This window comes from Candidimonas sp. SYP-B2681 (genome assembly GCF_003971065.1).
Classification (GTDB): domain Bacteria; phylum Pseudomonadota; class Gammaproteobacteria; order Burkholderiales; family Burkholderiaceae_B; genus Pollutimonas.
Genome location: NZ_RYDV01000002.1, coordinates 243,393 through 261,012 on the forward strand (window position 1 = coordinate 243,393; position 17,620 = coordinate 261,012).

Sequence of the window (17,620 nt, forward strand, 5' to 3'; positions counted from 1 at the left end):
TAATTAAAGCCCCGATCGAGCGCGCACGGGCAGGCGATCCTCCGCGGCTGAATCCTGCGGGCGGCGATCAAAAAGCTCGTAAGATGACTGAAACGATGGACGATAACCGCGTCCTGGACGTCGACGACCTGAGTGTCACCTTCAAGGGCCACGAGCGCACGATCCACGCGGTCAAGCATCTTTCATTTCATGTGGACCGCGGCGAAACCCTGGCGATAGTGGGCGAATCCGGTTCTGGTAAATCGGTGACTTCTCTGGCTCTGATGCGCCTGGTCGAATATGGCGGTGGCCAAATCGATAACGGACGCATGCTCATGCGCCGTCGCAATACTCAGGTGCTTGACCTTGCCAAGGCCAAGGAATCTCAGTTGCGCAGTCTGCGCGGGGCCGATATGGCGATGATTTTTCAGGAGCCCATGACGTCCCTGAATCCCATCTTTAACGTCGGTGAGCAAATCGCCGAATCTATCCGCTTGCACCAGGGGCTAGGTAAGCGCGAAGCCTTGGCAAAAGCCTTGCAGATGCTGGATCAAGTGCGTATTCCAGACGCCAGGAATGTGTTGGGCCGTTATCCGCACCAGTTGTCGGGCGGCATGCGCCAACGGGTAATGATCGCGATGGCGCTAGCCTGTAAGCCGGCCTTATTAATCGCCGACGAGCCCACGACTGCGCTCGATGTCACGATACAGGCCCAAATCCTTCAACTGATTCGTGAGCTGCAGCGTGAGATGAATATGGGGGTGATTTTTATTACTCACGACATGGGTGTGGTGGCTGAAGTGGCCGATCGCGTCCTCGTCATGCTGCGTGGTGAGAAGGTGGAGTCAGGCCTAGCAGAGCAGATATTTGCCAGCCCGCAACATGTCTATACGCAAGCGCTGCTGGCTGCGGTACCTCGCTTGGGCTCGATGCAAGGTACAGACCAGCCTGAACGCTTTCCAATTCTTTCGGTTCCCGCTTCCACTACGGAGGTCCCCGGCGCCACCATCGCCCCCGCAAAGGTGCTGAACGAAGCCGTGTCGCCAGTAGCCGCCCCAACAGCTGGTACCGGGGCTGGCGACATATCGGCGGCCACGGATCGGCCCTTAGTGGCCAAGGCAGTCCCCATTCTGCGCGTGCAGGGGCTCTCTACTCGGTTCGACATCCGTACCGGGGTATTCAGTCGGGTCACGCGCCGCGTGCACGCTGTTGAAAAGGTCAGCTTTGACTTATATCCGGGCGAAACTCTGGGGCTGGTCGGAGAATCCGGCTGCGGTAAATCTACGACGGGACGGTCGTTGTTGCGTCTGGTCGAAAGCCAGAGCGGTGAAATTGAGTTCGAGGGCCGGCAGATACGGCATCTTGAAGGCCCGGCCTTGCAGCTTTTGCGTCGCAATATTCAGTTTATCTTTCAGGATCCGTACGCCTCGCTGGACCCGCGGCTGACTGTCGGTTATTCCATCATCGAGCCGTTGCTGATACACAAACTCATGTCGTTCAGGGCGGCGCAGGACCGGATGACGTATTTGCTGGAAAAGGTCGGCTTGCCCAGCGATGCAGCCCAGCGCTATCCGCACGAGTTTTCCGGCGGACAACGTCAGCGCATTTGTATTGCGCGCGCTTTGGCCATGAAGCCTAAAGTTGTCATTGCCGACGAATCCGTTTCGGCGCTGGATGTGTCCATTCAGGCGCAAATCGTGAATTTGCTCATCGATTTGCAGGAGGAAATGGGTATTGCCTTCTTGTTCATCTCGCACGATATGGCAGTGGTGGAACGCGTCAGCCATCGAGTGGCGGTGATGTACTTGGGCCAGATCGTGGAAATCGGCCCGCGCCGTGCGATTTTCGAAAATCCTCAGCACCCGTATACCAAGAAACTGATAGCCGCCGTACCTATTGCCGACCCTACCCGGCGCCATCTGGACCGCAAATTGTTGTCTGGCGAAATCCCCAGTCCTATCCGGAATGTGGGCGATGAACCTGTTGTCCACCCGCTTATTCAAGTCAGTGCGGGGCATTACGTAGCGCAGCACCAAATTGGTGTTTCATATTAAAAAAATCCTGGAGGACACATTTATGAAATTTTTGACTCCGAAAACGTCCATCATCGCTGCGTTGATTGCAGGGGGCATACTCGCCGCACCCATAGCAATGGCGGCCAAAGATGTCACGATCGCGGTGGAGATCACCTTCGATTCGCTGGATCCCTACAACACGAATTCAACGCTGTCGCAAGCGGTGGGCAAAGGCTATTACGAAGGGCTTTATCAATTCGACAAAGACTTGAAAGTGCAGCCCCTGCTGGCTAAAAGCGCTGACCCCAGTGCCGATGGCTTGTCATACCTCATCAAGTTACGTGAGGGAGTCAAGTTCCAGGACGGGACCGACTTTAACGCCGATGCGGTCAAAGCCAACTTGGAGCGGGTCTTGGATCGCAGCAACGCGCTGGCGCGCTACAACCAGTTCAGCCGCATTGACAAGATCGAAGTGATGGACCCGTTGACTGTCAAGATCACGCTGAAGGAACCTTTTTCTGCCTTCATCAATGCCTTGGCTCACCCCTCGGCCATGATGATTTCGCCCACGGCGCTGAAGAAGTGGGGCAAGGACATTACCTTCCATCCCGTGGGTACGGGTCCGTTCGAATTTGTAGAGTGGAAGCCGGCCGAATACCTGAAGGTGAAGAAGTTTGACGGCTATTGGAACAAAGGCTATCCCAAGGTTGATACCTTGACCTTCCGCACGGTCAATGACAACAACACGCGAGCCGCCGTAGTGCAAACCGGTGAAGCGCAAATCGCATACCCGTTGCCCTATGAGCAAGCCAAACTGCTAGAGAAAAACCCAAAGCTGAATGTCGTGGCCGCACCCTCGATCATTGCGCGCTACATCTCCATGAATGTCCAACACAAGCCGTTTGACAACGTCAAGGTGCGCCACGCGATCAATTACGCGATTAACAAGGAAGCCTTGGCCAAAGTGGCTTATGCCGGCTACGCCTTCCCTTCGCAAGGCGTGGTGCCGCAGGGTGTTGCCTTCGCCAAGAAAATGGACCCTTGGCCCTATGATCCCAAGAAGGCCAAGGAGCTGCTGAAAGAAGCAGGTTACCCAGATGGTTTCTCGACGACTTTGTGGTCGGCCTATAACGACGGGACTGCCGCCAAGGCCGTCCAGTTCCTGCAACAGCAATTGGCCCAGGTCGGCATTAAGGCTTCAGTCGAGCTTCTGGAGTCAGGTCAACGTGTCCAGCGCGTGCAGCAAGTGAAAGATGCTAAGACCGCGCCGGTGCGCATGTACTACGCGGGCTGGTCAGCTTCGACGGGTGAGGCCGATTGGGCTTTGCGTCCCCTGCTTGCGACTAGCGGTTGGCCACCTGTATTCAACAACACGGCTTACTACTCGAATGAGAAGGTCGACAAGGACATCGCCGACGCCTTGCTAACCACAGACGACGGTAAAAAGGCAGAGCTGTATGCATCCGCCCAGGAGCAGATCAGGCAAGACGCGCCTTGGGCATTCTTGGTGACCATCGAGCTGGTTTCGGCGCATACGAAGAACGTATCGGGCTTTAACGTGATGCCGGATGGCTCTTTCGAATTCAAGGAATTGGATCTAAAGGAATAGGCATTCGAATCGCGCTGATTCCTTCAACGCATAGTGGGCGGGATCAGTGCATGATGGCTTCAATCGAGCTGAACGAAAGCGATAAGACATAAGGACGCCATGTCTGGCGGCCGGCCGATGTTAACGGGACGGCCACCAGACATGTATAAATAATGTTTACCTACATTGTGAAAAGGCTGTTGGGGATGATTCCCACCCTCGTTCTCGTGGCGATGGTGGTGTTTCTGTTCGTCCACGCTTTGCCTGGCGATCCGGCCCGGCTGGCCGCCGGACCCGAGGCGGACGAAACCACGGTGCAATTGGTCCGCCATGAATTGGGTCTTGATCTGCCCTTGCCGCAGCAGTTCGTCCGCTATTTTGATCGGCTGCTTCATGGCGATCTGGGACATTCATTACGCACCAAACGGCCGGTGTCCGCCGAGATCGGCGATCGATTCATGCCAACTTTGCTGTTGACTGTCACAAGCATGGTGTGGTCGGTAATCTTTGGCCTGATTATCGGGGTCGTTTCTGGCGTGTGGCGCAATCGCCTGCCGGATCGCGTCGGTATGACGGTCGCGGTATCGGGTATCTCGTTTCCCGCCTTTGCCCTGGGCATGGTGCTGATGCAAATATTCTCCGTCGAGCTGGGCTGGTTGCCGACGGTAGGGGCCGGTACCTGGAAGCACTATATTCTCCCTTCGATTACTTTGGGCGCGGGTGTGGCGGCTGTCATGGCGCGCTTTACCCGTGCCGCTTTTGTCGAAGTTATGCAAGAGGACTACGTGCGTACCGCAAGAGCCAAAGGTTTGGCCGAGCGTGTCGTCATCATCAAACACACGTTCCGTAATGCGCTTATTCCGGTGGTCACCATGATGGGACTGCAGTTCGGTTTTCTGTTGGGTGGCTCGATTGTGGTGGAAACCGTTTTCGCCTGGCCAGGCGTGGGGATGCTGTTGGTGGATTCCGTCAATATGCGCGACTACCCCGTGATTCAAGGGCTGATTCTGCTGTTTTCTTTAGAGTTTATTCTCATCAATCTGATTGTTGATGTCTTGTATGGCATGATCAATCCGACGATACGCTACAGGTAGTGCCAGCGATGAATCAAACTACGCTTACCCCTGCTCCTATTGTCGCAGTCGATGCGCCGGCGCGCACGCCGTTCAGCGAATTCCGACGCAAATTTCGCAAGCAGAGTCTGGCGATGTGGGCGGGCATATTCGTGGTGGCGTTGGTGCTCCTTGCCATTTTTGCGCCTTGGATAGTGCCTTTTGACGCAGAAAACTTTTTTGACTACGACGCGCTAAACAATCCACCGTCATGGAAGCATTGGTTTGGTGTCGATTCCTTGGGACGCGATATCTTCAGTCGTGTCGTAATGGGGGCGCGCATTTCCTTGGCCGCTGGGTTTGTGTCTGTTGCGCTGGGGGCGCTGGTTGGCACGGTGCTTGGCCTGCTTGCCGGCTATTACGAAGGTTGGTGGGAACGCATTATCATGCGCATTTCTGATGTGCTGTTGGCATTTCCGGGCATTTTGCTCGCCATTGGTGTGGTAGCGGTGTTGGGGTCCAGTATGGTTAACGTGATCATTGCCGTGGCGGTGTTCAGCGTACCTGCGTTTGCCCGCCTGGTGCGCGGCAGTACGCTATCGATCAAGAATATGACTTATATCGAAGCGATGCGCAGCATCGGTGCCTCGGACGCAATCATCATCTTTCGCCATATCCTGCCCGGCACCATATCACCTATCGTTGTGTACGGCACTATGCGCATCGGCACATCCATTATTACCGCAGCGAGCCTGTCTTTTTTAGGTATGGGCGCCCAGCCGCCGACGCCTGAATGGGGCGCCATGCTTAACGATGCCCGATCCGACATGTTGCTTGCGCCGCATGTAGCGATCTTCCCGGCGCTCGCCATTTTTCTAACGGTTCTTGCCTTTAACCTATTGGGTGACGGCTTGCGCGACGCGCTGGATCCCAAGATTGACCGATGATCTTACATTTCCGTTTTTTCGCCCCTGGATCGTTTCGCTTGAGTAACATGTTTAAGAAGGTAAACAGTGACACAGCACTATTTGTTTGACGCGCCTCGGGTGGGGCTTTTGCCCTCAGGTCCGCGCAATTTGATTAGCGACGTGCCAGGTGTAAGGGTAGGTCATACAACGTTGTCTCAAGGCGATGTGCAAACGGGCGTTACGATCATCAAGCCGCACGCACAAGATCCGTTCCTGTTCCAGGTACCGGCCGCAGTCAGCGTCATCAACGGCTTTGGCAAAAGCGTGGGCTTGGTTCAGGTGCAAGAGCTAGGCGTGCTGGAAACGCCGATTGCCCTGACGAATACGTTTTCGGTGGGGGAAGTGGCCACGGCCCAGATCCGTGAGGCGATCGCGGCGCATCCCGCTATAGGACGCGACTGGCCCACGGTCAATCCGCTAGTATTCGAATGCAACGACGGCTATTTGAACGACATACAGGCGTTTGCCGTGTCTGCCAATGACTACGCTCAGGCATGCCAGAGCGCCACAGAGCACTTCGAGCAAGGGTCGGTCGGGGCAGGACGCGGCATGTCGTGCTTCGCACTGAAAGGCGGAATAGGCTCTGCCTCGCGCGTGGCTACCGTGTCGGCTGGACAGCAATACGTGGTGGGGGCCTTGGTGCTGGCCAACTTTGGACGCTTGGCCAATCTGACGGTAAAAGGGCGGCTCGTTGGTCAATACTTGCTCGCCAATGGTTTGTCCGTCGACCGAAAAGCGGTTGCCGACTCGGCGGCGGGTATCCCCGAAAAAGGCTCCATCATCATCCTGCTGGCGACGAATGCACCGCTCGACACGCGCCAGCTGCACAGGGTATCGAAGCGTGCAGCGGCGGGGCTGGCACGCATGGGCTCGGTGTATGGTCATGGCAGTGGCGATATCGCCCTGGCATTTACCACCGCCTACCAAATTCCGGCCATCGCTGAAAATGCCATGCCAGCAACCAGCATGCTGCACGAATCCCGAATCGATCCGCTATTCGAGACTGCTGCCGAGGCCACCGAACAAGCTATCGTCAACGCCTTGTGGGCAGCGACGTCGGTGAGGGGCAGAATGGGCAACCATCGTTGGGCCATCAACGACGTGTTGCCGCAGTGGCGTGAATATTTCGAAAAGGAAGGTCAGTGAAAATTCTTGTTTCGGTCGATATAGAAGGTATCGCGGGCGTTACTCACAGCGAGCAGACCCGTAGCGGCAATGGCGAATACGAACGCGCACGCGCGTGGATGACAGCCGAGGCTAACGCCGCCATATGCGGCGCCTTCGACGGCGGCGCAGACGAGGTCTTGGTTAACGATTCCCATGGTAGCTTTCGCAATCTCTTGCTGGATCGGATGGACGAACGTGCGCAAGTGGTGACCGGCAAGCCTCGTTATCTGGGGATGATGGCCGGAGTTGAGCATCAATGCGATGCGGTATTCATGGTGGGCTACCATTCCAAGGCACAAACGGCCGGCATCTTGGCTCACACGATTAACAGCTTCGCGTTTCGACGAGTGAAGGTCAATGGCATGGAATTGGGCGAGGCCGGTTTGTATGGTGCTTTGGCCGGGGAACTCAACGCATCTGTCGCTCTGTTAACCGGAGATGATGTGTTTCTGGCAGAAACCCGTGCGCTATTTCCTGGGGCGATGTCGGTGGAGACCAAACGCGCTTACGGCAATGCTTCGTGCTTGTCGCTGTCACCGGCGCTGGCATGCAAGCGAATATATGAAGCTGCACTGGCGGCGGTCAGCAACGTACCGGAATTGCGACCTTTCATTTTGTCGAAGCCACCGTTTACGTGTGAGCTTACAACGCAATCGCCGGGACAAGCCGACTTGTTCTGCCAATTGCCTTCGACCACGCGGGTCAATGATGCAACCTTGAGCTTTCAAGCAGAAAGCATGTACGAATTGCTACGCGTGTTGAATAGCTTTTCCGCCATGTCTTTCATGTTGCGTTAAGGAGTAAGCCGTTGCTCCAAGGCGTCATTGTCGGCGCAACACATCTGTGGCGATGTGATCATCGGACACACCAGGAACCAAAAAGACCGTACCTATTGAGTTTGCAGTACGTAGTGGCAGGATCGCGCGGTAGGCCGGTGACGTGTACCATTGGCGCGCGTCGCCAATGTCGGGAAACTCAATCACGATAATGTCGCCTTCTAAATTGCCTTCCAGGACGTCGATCGGATCCCCGTGTATTAGAAAGCGACCGCCGAACGGTGCCAGCGTCGCGTCGATTTGTTGAAGGTACTGGACGATGTCGGTGCCCATGTTGACGTGCTCCAAATGACCGATTGCGTATGCGCTCATGGTTGACTCCTTGTCATGGTGGTGGAGGCGTCGGTTAAGAGGTTTCTCATCCGACGGTAAGCTGCAGTGTCGGTCACGCCTCTGGCCCCCGCAATTACCTCCGAGGTCAAGTTAGAGCCTGCATGTATATCGCAGCAAGGCAGGCCACCAGGTTGTTGTGTTGTCTTTATCCTTGCAAAGTGAATTTTTCTAGTTCGATAAGAAAGGTCAATTGAATGCGTGTAGCTACTGCAACCTCACATCGTCAGTATTTCAGCGACTTTGCGGCAGCTTTGCGATACTGGCGGGGCAAGCGAGGCTATAGCCAGCTACAGCTTTCGAACATCAGCTCCATTTCCCAGCGCCATATAAGCTTTCTTGAGAAAGGGCGCTCTCAACCTAGCAAGGACCTTATCCTCAGGCTTGGAGTGGCACTCGAGGTTCCTTTGCGTCAACGGAACATCATGCTTCTTGCGGCCGGTTTTGCGCCTGCCTACCACGAGCGCAAACTAACCGACCCCGAGGTGGCGCCAGTCCGAAGGGCTCTGGACTTCATGTTGGCCCAGCAGTTGCCCTACCCAGCGCTGGTGGTCGACCGGCTGTGGAATCTTCAGATGGCCAATGCTTCTGCTTCCGGTTTGATTCGGTGGCTGCTAAACGTTCCGCCCGACCATGATCTTTCCAAGGACGGTGCCGCCAACGTGCTCAAGATGATGTTCGACCCCACCGGATTGCGCCAGTTTTTGGTCAACTGGCAAACCGTCTGTTCAGACCTTCTGCACTGGATTCAACGTGAAGCATTGAGCGATGGGCCTGGAAGCGAGGCGACCGCGTTACTGGATGAATTGCTCGCGTTGGCTGGTGGCGGCCTGTGTGTCGAAACGCCCGACCTGGACCGACATACTTTGCCTTTCCTGCCAATGCAATTACGCAAAGATGGCGTTGAGCTGAATCTGTTCACCACGATTGCTACACTCGGTACGCCCAGGGACGTGACCTTGCATGAATTGCGCATTGAATCCTTTTTTGCCGCCGATGATGCCACCGCCGAGTGGTTCCGAGCACGGGCATGAAGCGGGTCGTATTGCGCAGATTTCGCGTAAATAATGCGTCTACTCTTAGTGCAAGAAATAAGCGTTCGTAGTTCGTATAGACTACGCAAATGCTAAATAGTAACTATTCCGACTCCTTAGTCGCCGTCTCATTTCTGGTCGCCATTCTGGCGTCCTACACCGCGCTGGATATGGCCGGCCGTATCAGTATCGCTAAAGGCAACGCGTCTAATTGGTGGTGGGCTGGCGGTTCGTTTGCCATGGGTCTGGGCATTTGGTCCATGCACTTCATTGGGATGCTGGCGTTTCGCCTGCCGATTGAGCTTGCCTACGACCCCTGGATAACTTTACTTTCGCTAATTGTCGCCATTGCTTCATCGGCTTTCGCATTATGGATTGCGTGCCGAAGCACGCTTACGGCGCGAAGACTTTTATGCGGCGCCTTCGTTATGGGTGCTGGCATTGCATCGATGCATTATTTGGGCATGGAAGCCATGCGTATGCAGCCTGGGATCATCTACAACCGGGCCTGGTTGGCCTTGTCAATCGCGATCGCCATGGTCGCCTCAGGCGCGGCGCTGTGGATAACTTTTCGACTGCAACGTGTGTCCTCCCACCTGCGGTTATTACGTTTCGGCGCAGCCATCGTAATGGGTTGCGCCATTGTCGGCATGCATTACAGCGGCATGGCAGCGGCGCAGTTCCCCGTAGGCAGCGTCTGTGGAGCAGCACGATTCGGGATGGACACCGCGTGGCTATCGCTGCTGGTTATTCTTGTTACCGTCGCAGTACTAGCCATAGCGCTGATCATTTCCATACTGGATAACCGGTTCGAGTCGCGCACCGGGGCGCTCAACGTATCACTGACTGAAGCGAATATGTCGCTTAGACGCCTGGCTTTACATGATGCTCTCACGGGATTGCCCAACCGGGCGCTGCTAGAAGATCGAATCGAGCAGTCGATAGAGGCCGCTAAGCGGAATCAAACCAAGTTTTCGTTGCTTTTTATGGATCTCGATGGTTTCAAAGCGGTCAATGATGCCTATGGTCACGCCATTGGTGACCTTTTGCTGATCGAGGTCGCACAGCGGGTCAAGAACAGGATACGCGCGGAAGACACCGTTGCTCGCTTAGGTGGTGACGAGTTCGTCGTGCTGATGCAAACCGGCGAGCCCAGCGATTTAGCGACCCTAGCGGCCGATATCGTCGAAATGATCGCGCAGCCATTTACCGCAAAAGGATATGAGCTACGTCTTTCAACAAGTCTTGGCATCGCCATTTATCCCGAAAACGGCTTGGACTCACATGTTTTACTGGTTAATGCTGATGCCGCCATGTATCACAGCAAAGACACCGGACGTAACGGGTATTCGTTCTTCGATCCGTCGATGAACGTCAACGCAGAGGACCATTTGCAGCTTGTTCATGACCTGCGCCTTGCGGTGGAACGCAATGAACTCGTTTTGCATTACCAAGCGAAATTCGACGATCCGGATGGAGCAGTGATAGGTGCCGAAGCACTGGTACGGTGGCAGCACCCCATACATGGCATGGTGCCGCCAGATCGCTTTATTCCGGCCGCCGAGAAGACAGGGTTAATCATCGCGATCGATACCTGGGTTCTCAATGAGGCGTGTCGGCAACTTAAACTATGGCACGTTGCGGGAAGGACGAATTGGACGATTGCCGTCAACTTGTCGGCCCTTCAATTCCGGCACTCGGCACTTATCGGCACCGTTCGACGCACGCTCGAGCGCTATCAACTGCCCGCTGAAGCGCTGATCCTTGAAGTGACCGAGTCGACGGCCATGCGCGACGTCGAGGCCAGCATGGCAATCTTGGACCAACTTGATGCCATGGGCGTCAAAATCTCGATTGACGATTTCGGCACAGGATACTCGAGCCTGCTTTACCTGAAACGACTGCCAGCCAGCGAGCTGAAAATTGACCGCGGGTTTATTGGCGACCTGGTGCATAACTCCGAAGACGCCGCCATCGTGTCGGCGATTGTGGGGCTGGGTAAAGCTCTGAAGATGAATATCGTTGCCGAGGGGGTGGAAACCTTGTCACAACAGAATCTGTTGACCGAATTGGGTTGTGACTCTTTGCAGGGCTATCTGCTTGGTCGTCCGGTGACGGCGACGGAGTTTTTCGATGCAGCGAAAATATAAAAGTTAGCGATAGCGCTAGGGCCCATGTTTCACAATACTTACCCGGTTTGGACTGCAGTCTTGGGCTATTGCAGCTTTTCGTTCCGGTACAGATGATTGAATTAATACGCATCAAATAAGGACGTGTGACTTGGTGGATCGATTTCTTGAAGCACCTATGCCAGCCGGCCAGCTGATGACTGGCTCGCATAGTTTACTTTTTTCATCAAAACAGGCCTTAAGCGAAGGCTGTCATTAGATCAGAAAGAAGTGACGTTCCTATAGCCCGCAAGCGGTATTGAATGGTTCAGCAGGCGCTCCGGGGTGTCGCTCTGGCCAGTGGTCTGGTAATGGCATTCGGGTCAAGCGCCGCCCACCCCTGATAGAAATCATCATTTCGTTCCCTGCGGCAGGAGCCACCGATGCCTCGGCGCGCGCTGTAGGGCAGGGTTTTTTTTGAAAAGCTGAGACAAACCGTGCGCAATCCGATGGTTATACGTTGTATCTCCAAGCAACCCCAAGCCAGGCGATTGCCGCCGCGATTTATCAGGAACAGAATGTGAGTCTCCTTAAGGACTTTGTCCCCATCGGTCGAGATGGCTTTGTGCCGCTTGTCCCTATGTTTTTGCCGATCAAGACCGTTAGTGAGCTAGTTGTCTATCTGAAGGCAAAGCCGGGCAACGCTAACTTTGCGTCGCAGGGCCAGGAGGGCTAGCCGAAGTCCCATGTGCTCAGCATGTTGTCGGCGATAGCGTGCGTGCCCGCACAAAGCACACCTAACCTCGTCGCGTCCGAACTCGTTATAGAGTCAATAACGATATTGCTTGTAAATCGGCACGGGGAATTTTTTGTGATCACACTTTATGGATCGTTTCCCACGCCATAGTTATGGAGCGTCCCGAACTAGGTATGACTTTATCTCATGGGAGAGTGCCTAATAGGAAGTGGTCAAGCGGCGAGCCCTGGTTGATGATGCTACTTACGTCGATAAGGGAGCTTCAGATGCCGCAAAAACTTAAATTACGGTTCCGTTTGGCGACTGAGGTTACCTGTTCCTGCATGGCAGCGCTTTCGCACGCCGAAACGAAACATATCTTGCATAGTCACATTGGAAATTCTTTATGAACTTCGAGTTAAACGAAGAGTACTTGGCTTTTTCCGATTCCGTCCGGCGTTTTGCCCAGGCGAATCTGGCAACGGATGCATTGGAACGTGCGCATTCGGCGCAATTTCCCTGGACAGTAGCGCAGCAGCTGTCGCGGCAAGGCCTTCTGGGCATAGCATTTTCTGAAGAAGATGGTGGCCAGGGTGGTTCGTTGATGCATGCGATATTGGCTATCCAGGAGGTTGCGCTGGTTTGCCCAAAAAGTGCGGATATTGTTCAGGCGGGCAATTTCGGCCCCATCCGAACATTTGTCGAATATGCATCCGCTGAGCAAAAATCTAGATTCTTGCCCGACTTGCTGGGCGGTAGAAAACTGATTGCCTTGGGTATGAGCGAACCGGAGGCGGGATCGGCCGTGACGCAGTTGGCGACATCGGCCCGTATCGACGGTGACGAAGTGATCATCAATGGCAGCAAGGTGTTCTCTACCCATAGTCCGGAGGCCGACCTGTTCTTGGTCTATGTGCGTTTTGGTCCAGGAGTAAATGGTATTGGCTCAGTACTGATAGAGCGTGGCACGCCTGGCTTTGGCATTGGCCAACCGTCGGCCTTTATGAGCGGCGAAACCTGGTGCCAGCTGTATTTTGAAGATTGCCGTATTCCTGCTGCCAACATTTTGCTGGCCGAGGGAGGATTCAAAAAACAGATATCGGGATTCAACGTAGAGCGGTTGGGCAATTCATCACGTTCACTCGCCTTGGGCCGTCATTGTTTCAACGTCGCCCGGGAACATGCATTGATACGACGTCAATTTGGACGTGATTTATGTGAGTTCCAGGGGATCCAATGGAAGTTCGCCGAGATGAAACTCAAGCTTGAGTCCGCCCAATTGATGTTGTACAAGGCGGCGCTCGAAGGCGAACACGGACTGCCTAGTGCGCAAAGCACAGCATTGGCCAAGCTGGCCTGCAATCAAGCGGGATGGGACGTAGCCAATGAAGCCCTGCAAGTAATGGGCGGCATGGGCTATAGCCAGGAGTCCATTGTTGAGTATTGTCTGCGCCGTATCCGTGGGTGGATGATCGCTGGCGGTTCCATAGAAATGCTGAAGAATCGTATAGCCGAAGGAGTCTTCGAGCGCAATTTCTCGCAACGTCCGCCTGCCTGAAGTACGTTTTTTCACCTATGTAGGCGTCAAATAAGAGGAGACAAAAAGTGAAAGTCAGAATTATGGCTGTGCTAACCGGCGCGGCAACCATGTTGGGAACTGTTCATGCCTTGGCGGAAGACGCGGATACCCGCTACCCCAACAAGCCGGTAAAAATCGTCATCGGCTATCAGCCAGGAGGACCAACGGATATGACTGCACGCTGGTTGGCAACCAAACTGCAGGAATCTCTCGGTCAACCGTTTATCGTTGAAAACAAGCCCGGTGCGGGATCGAACATGGCGTCGGCGCACGTCGCTGCGGCAAAGCCGGATGGATATACATTGTTGCTGGCCGCCTCGCAACTGACGTGGAATAATATCTTATACAAAGATGTGAAGTACGACGCCATCAAGAGCTTTGTGCCTATAACAGAGATTATGAGTTCGCCAGCTGTGCTGATTGCGAGCGCCAAGGTACCGGTGAAGAACGTCGAAGACGTGATTGCGCTGGCAAAGCACGAACCGGAGAAGCTTTCATTCGCGTCGTCGGGAGTCGGCAGCGTTCCCCATTTATCGGGAGAACTTTTCCAAGCGAAAATGGGTGTTCAACTGCTTCATGTCCCTTACCGGGGCGCGAGCGCAGCGATCGCGGATCTCATGGGTGGTCAAGTGGATCTTTATTTCATGACGGCGCTTAGCGCCATGACCAACCTTCAGTCGCCGCAACTCAAGCCGCTCGCGGTAACGTCCGTGCGCCGTTTGTCCGCTTTGCCGAATGTTCCCACCATGCGCGAGGCAGGGGTCGAGGGAGTGGAAATGGAGTCATGGAACGGATTGCTGGCGCCTGCCGGAACCCCCAAGGCGATCGTAGATAGGCTATACGAAGCGGCCTCCAAGGCGCTTTCAGGGCCGGACGCCATACCATTCTTCGGGCCTCAGGGGGCAGAGGTTATTGGTAGCGAGCCCCAGGCGTTCGCTTCAAAAATAGCTGACGAAGTTGAGCGCGGAAGATCTTTTATCAAGTCGATCAATTTGCAGGTTCAATAGAATGAACCTTCGAATTGAAGGCGCACTACTAAGTAAGTCGGTCGGATTGAAAAATGAATCAAATGAACCAAAGTTTGACCTCGGGTGCTGAGCTTGCCCGAGTGCTGTTGCACCCGGACAGCATTGCGCTGGTTGGCGCTTCGGACGATGCGTCAAAGACGGCCGGAAGGCCTTTGACATATCTGCGCCAGGCCGGATTTGCGGGCAATGTCTACCCAATTAATCCTAACCGTTTGATGGTTCAAGGGGAACGGGCCTATCCCGAATTAAGTGCATTGCCCCAAGTGCCTGAACACGTTTTTGTCCTTACGCCGACAGAAAGCGTGTTGGATACGGTGCGAGAATGCGCTCGCCTGGGTGTCAAGGTCGTTACCATTTTAGCCAGCGGGTTTTCAGAGTTGGGCGACGAAGGGGCCGCTCGCGAAGCCGCTTTGCGCGAGTTGTCCAGGAATACTGGCATTCGTATTTTGGGTCCTAGCAGCCTGGGGATCGTCAATCCGACAACAGGGCTGCGGCTGACTGCCAATGCGGCCTTTGCTGAACCTGAGCTGCGTTCGGGACGAGTCTTTGTCGCCTCTCATAGTGGCAGTATGATCGGCGCGTTGGTATCGCGCGGAATGGCGCGTGGCGTGGGATTCGCTGGGCTTGTATCCGTAGGAAACGAGTGCGACTTGAGCATTGGCGAGATCTGCCAGTCGACACTGGACGATCCAACCATCGAGGGTTATTTGCTTTTTTTGGAAAGCCTTCGGCACGGCGATGCGTTGCGCAGGTTTGCGCTCGAGGCGGCGCGCAGGGGGAAGGCCGTCATTGCCTATAAGCTGGGGCGCTCCGATGCCGCAGCGGAGATGGCTGCAACCCATACGGGAGCTATCGCGGGTGAGGATGATATTGCCGATGCTTTTATGAAGGACATGGGCATCGCCCGCGTGGGTGTGCTTGAAGCACTGCTCGAGAGCTTCCCGCTTGCCCGACGTATGCCGCTGGCAGCCCAAGGTCCGCGCCCGCGTCGGGTCGGCGTCGTCACGACGACAGGCGGCGGTGCAGCGATGGCAGTCGACCAGTTAGGAATAAGAGACGTGATTGTCGAGCCCGCGTCATCCCAGACGCTGAAGCGGCTGTCGGATGCGGGTATTGTTGTCGCGCCAGGACGAGTCCTTGACCTGACTCTGGCGGGCACCAAGTATGAAATCATGAAAAAAACGCTGGACATCATGCTGGAGGCGCCAGAGTTTGATTTGGTGCTGGCGGTGGTCGGCTCGTCTGCGCGTTTCCAGCCGCATTTGGCGGTTCGCCCGATCATCGACAGCGCCAATGCATCCAAGCCTCTAGCGGCCATGCTGGTGCCTGATGCGCCTGACGCCTTGGCGCAATTGACAGAGGCAGGAGTGCCTTGCTTTCGATCGCCGGAGTCCTGCGCTGATTCGATTGCCGCAGTGTTGGCGCGTCGCTATCCAGGACAACAGCCAGCTGCCCGAGAATTTAGCTTAGGCGCGCACGCGCTAAGCGAGGCTGAGGCATATCAGGTCCTTGAGGCGCTCGGCGTGCCGCACGCGCCGGTTGTCCTGGCGAAGTTATCCGCCAGCGCTCCGGTCTTGCCTTTTGACTATCCTGTCGTCGTGAAGTTGTGTTCAGCGCATATTCCCCATAAGACTGAGGTGGGAGGCGTAGTCTTAGGCGTCGCCGATCACCATGGACTAGAACAAGCGCTGGGCACCTTGGGTCGCAATCTGGCCGAACGGGCTCCCGGTGTCGTGTGTGATGAAGCGTTGATTCAGCCCATGCGCAAAGGGCTGGTCGAAGTATTGGTCGGTTACCGCGTGGATGCTGAAGCCGGGCCCATTATCATGTTGGCCGCAGGTGGCATCTGGGCCGAAGTCGCCCGCGACCGTAGTATTAGACTGGCCCCGGTCAACGTAGAAGAGGCCTACGAGATGATTGACGAGGTCAAGCTGCTTAAGACCGTGTCCGGTTTGCGTGGTAAACAGCGCGGCGATCTGGACGCGTTGGCTCAGGCTGTTTCGTCACTGTCGCAACTTGCCATGGGCGACTATGCGTCGATCCTCGAGGCCGAGGTCAATCCTTTGATGGTTATGCCAGAAGGACAGGGGGTGCTTGCAGTCGACGCCCTGGTGCTACGAAGATAAATCATGGTGGCAGAACGCCTGCCTTACAAGATCAACAGAATGACCTGGAGGTCGAAGTGCAAAATGACAAGTTTCGATCCGCGCCTCTGACGCTGCTGCTCTCCGAGCGAGCGCAGCAAGAGTTCGGCGAACGTATTGGCAAAACATTGCAAGGCGTGCCATATCGCCTTATGGATCTGAACGCTCCTAAGGATGCAATGGGTAATTTCAATGTGGATATCGCTTTTCTAAGCCGGGACGTGACAGCTGATTCCGGAAAGCAGAAGTTGGCAAGCTCCTTGGTCCGCTTTTACGAGATGATAGAACGTTCTCCGAGCTTGCAATGGTTGCAAACTCATGCTGCCGGCGCAGACCGTCCTATTTATGGCCAGATGCGACAGCGTGGTGTCAGCGTGACGACAGCATCGGGCGCCAATGCCGTTCCGGTCGCCCAAATGGCTGTCACCGGTATGCTGCTGCTGGCAAGGCGTTTTCCCGAACTGCTCGATGCTCAGCGTCGCAAAGCATGGGAGCCGTTACTGAATCAGCGGGCACCCAGGGATCTAGCGGGGCAGACCGCTGTTGTCGTGGGCCTGGGGCCTATCGGGCTGGAAATTGCGCGCTTGCTAAAGGCTCTAAATATGAAAGTGGTAGGCGTCAGGCGTTCCCGAAGCCCTTGTTTATCGGTGGATGAAACCGTGCCGTTTGAGGGTCTGACCGCGATGCTTCCGAAGGCAGACTGGGTGTTTCTGGCGTGCCCGCTTACAGACCAGACACGTGGGTTGTTAAACCGCGAGACGTTAAATCTACTTTCGAAAGAAGCAGGCGTTATTAATGTGTCGCGCGGCGAAGTCATTGTCGAGGCAGACCTTATTGAGGCTTTGCAAGTCGGCCAAATAGGTAAAGCCTATCTCGATGTGCTAGTCAATGAGCCTTTGGACACCAGTTCGGCTTTGTGGGACATGCCGAATGTCATTATCTCGCCGCATACAGCAGGCCATACTTTGGGCCATTATGCTGCGGTGGGCGATATTTTTCTTAACAATCTTGAGTGCTGGCGCGGTGGCATGCCGCTAATCAATGCCATCGACTAAT

The 17,620-nt window shown here is 55.2% G+C and carries 13 protein-coding genes and 1 pseudogene; 13 read left to right on the forward strand and 1 reads right to left on the reverse strand.

All coding sequences use genetic code 11. The annotated features are described in order from the left end of the window. The first annotated feature begins 83 nt into the window (after positions 1-83). From EKL30_RS05780 to EKL30_RS05805, 6 genes are all read left to right on the forward strand, one after another. Positions 84-2,033, forward strand: a complete 1,950-nt coding sequence (locus tag EKL30_RS05780; protein ID WP_126706546.1) for a dipeptide ABC transporter ATP-binding protein — start codon at positions 84-86, stop codon at positions 2,031-2,033. A 22-nt stretch (positions 2,034-2,055) separates the two neighbouring features. After that, positions 2,056-3,603 (forward strand): glutathione ABC transporter substrate-binding protein GsiB, encoded by a 1,548-nt coding sequence (gene gsiB, locus EKL30_RS05785; protein ID WP_126706248.1) that lies wholly within the window; start codon positions 2,056-2,058, stop codon positions 3,601-3,603. Between the two features lie 152 nt (positions 3,604-3,755). Further along, positions 3,756-4,676 (forward strand): glutathione ABC transporter permease GsiC, encoded by a 921-nt coding sequence (gsiC, locus tag EKL30_RS05790; protein ID WP_126706249.1) that lies wholly within the window; start codon positions 3,756-3,758, stop codon positions 4,674-4,676. Between the two features lie 8 nt (positions 4,677-4,684). Continuing rightward, positions 4,685-5,581 (forward strand): glutathione ABC transporter permease GsiD, encoded by an 897-nt coding sequence (gene gsiD, locus EKL30_RS05795; protein ID WP_126706250.1) that lies wholly within the window; start codon positions 4,685-4,687, stop codon positions 5,579-5,581. Between the two features lie 66 nt (positions 5,582-5,647). Next, positions 5,648-6,748 (forward strand): P1 family peptidase, encoded by a 1,101-nt coding sequence (locus tag EKL30_RS05800; protein ID WP_126706251.1) that lies wholly within the window; start codon positions 5,648-5,650, stop codon positions 6,746-6,748. Further along, positions 6,745-7,566, forward strand: a complete 822-nt coding sequence (locus EKL30_RS05805) for a M55 family metallopeptidase (protein WP_126706252.1) — start codon at positions 6,745-6,747, stop codon at positions 7,564-7,566. The genes EKL30_RS05800 and EKL30_RS05805 overlap by 4 nt, the downstream gene beginning before the upstream one ends. A 24-nt stretch (positions 7,567-7,590) precedes the next feature. Here EKL30_RS05805 and EKL30_RS05810 read toward each other — a convergent pair whose 3' ends face one another. After that, positions 7,591-7,917: a DUF1330 domain-containing protein gene (locus tag EKL30_RS05810; RefSeq protein ID WP_126706253.1), complete on the reverse strand. Its 327-nt coding sequence runs from the start codon at positions 7,915-7,917 to the stop codon at positions 7,591-7,593. 215 nt (positions 7,918-8,132) lie between these two features. Here EKL30_RS05810 and EKL30_RS05815 point away from each other — a divergent pair, with 215 nt between their 5' ends. The 7 genes and pseudogenes from EKL30_RS05815 to EKL30_RS05845 all read left to right on the forward strand — a co-directional run bounded on the left by EKL30_RS05815 (position 8,133) and on the right by EKL30_RS05845 (position 17,619). Beyond that, a complete protein-coding gene (locus tag EKL30_RS05815; RefSeq protein WP_126706254.1) occupies positions 8,133-8,969 on the forward strand; it encodes a helix-turn-helix domain-containing protein in 837 nt (278 codons plus the stop codon). An 89-nt stretch (positions 8,970-9,058) separates the two neighbouring features. Continuing rightward, positions 9,059-11,119: a bifunctional diguanylate cyclase/phosphodiesterase gene (locus EKL30_RS05820; RefSeq protein WP_126706255.1), complete on the forward strand. Its 2,061-nt coding sequence runs from the start codon at positions 9,059-9,061 to the stop codon at positions 11,117-11,119. A 463-nt stretch (positions 11,120-11,582) separates the two neighbouring features. Next, a pseudogene (locus EKL30_RS19440) lies at positions 11,583-11,813 on the forward strand (tripartite tricarboxylate transporter substrate-binding protein); the annotation flags it as partial. Positions 11,814-12,219: 406 nt separating this feature from the next. Further along, the gene (locus tag EKL30_RS05830; protein ID WP_126706257.1) at positions 12,220-13,371 is read left to right on the forward strand and encodes an acyl-CoA dehydrogenase family protein; all 1,152 of its coding nucleotides are present in this window, start codon (positions 12,220-12,222) and stop codon (positions 13,369-13,371) included. Positions 13,372-13,418: 47 nt separating this feature from the next. Then, the gene (locus EKL30_RS05835) at positions 13,419-14,399 is read left to right on the forward strand and encodes a tripartite tricarboxylate transporter substrate binding protein (RefSeq protein ID WP_126706258.1); all 981 of its coding nucleotides are present in this window, start codon (positions 13,419-13,421) and stop codon (positions 14,397-14,399) included. Between the two features lie 62 nt (positions 14,400-14,461). Next, positions 14,462-16,546 carry an acetate--CoA ligase family protein gene (locus EKL30_RS05840; RefSeq protein WP_126706547.1) on the forward strand — a complete coding sequence of 695 codons (2,085 nt, stop codon included), beginning with the start codon at positions 14,462-14,464 and terminating at the stop codon, positions 16,544-16,546. Between the two features lie 56 nt (positions 16,547-16,602). Then, positions 16,603-17,619: a D-2-hydroxyacid dehydrogenase gene (locus tag EKL30_RS05845; protein ID WP_126706259.1), complete on the forward strand. Its 1,017-nt coding sequence runs from the start codon at positions 16,603-16,605 to the stop codon at positions 17,617-17,619. The last annotated feature ends 1 nt before the right edge of the window (position 17,620 follow it).

Bases quoted from the DNA above. Each gene is read 5' to 3' on its own strand.
- EKL30_RS05840 (WP_126706547.1), top strand. From the start codon at position 14,462: ATGAACCAAAGTTTGACCTCGGGTGCTGAGCTTGCCCGAGTGCTGTTG.
- EKL30_RS05820 (WP_126706255.1), top strand. From the start codon at position 9,059: ATGCTAAATAGTAACTATTCCGACTCCTTAGTCGCCGTCTCATTTCTG.
- gsiC (WP_126706249.1), top strand. From the start codon at position 3,756: ATGTTTACCTACATTGTGAAAAGGCTGTTGGGGATGATTCCCACCCTC.
- gsiB (WP_126706248.1), top strand. From the start codon at position 2,056: ATGAAATTTTTGACTCCGAAAACGTCCATCATCGCTGCGTTGATTGCA.
- EKL30_RS05830 (WP_126706257.1), top strand. From the start codon at position 12,220: ATGAACTTCGAGTTAAACGAAGAGTACTTGGCTTTTTCCGATTCCGTC.
- EKL30_RS05815 (WP_126706254.1), top strand. From the start codon at position 8,133: ATGCGTGTAGCTACTGCAACCTCACATCGTCAGTATTTCAGCGACTTT.
- gsiD (WP_126706250.1), top strand. From the start codon at position 4,685: ATGAATCAAACTACGCTTACCCCTGCTCCTATTGTCGCAGTCGATGCG.
- EKL30_RS05780 (WP_126706546.1), top strand. From the start codon at position 84: ATGACTGAAACGATGGACGATAACCGCGTCCTGGACGTCGACGACCTG.
- EKL30_RS05810 (WP_126706253.1), bottom strand. From the start codon at position 7,917: ATGAGCGCATACGCAATCGGTCATTTGGAGCACGTCAACATGGGCACC.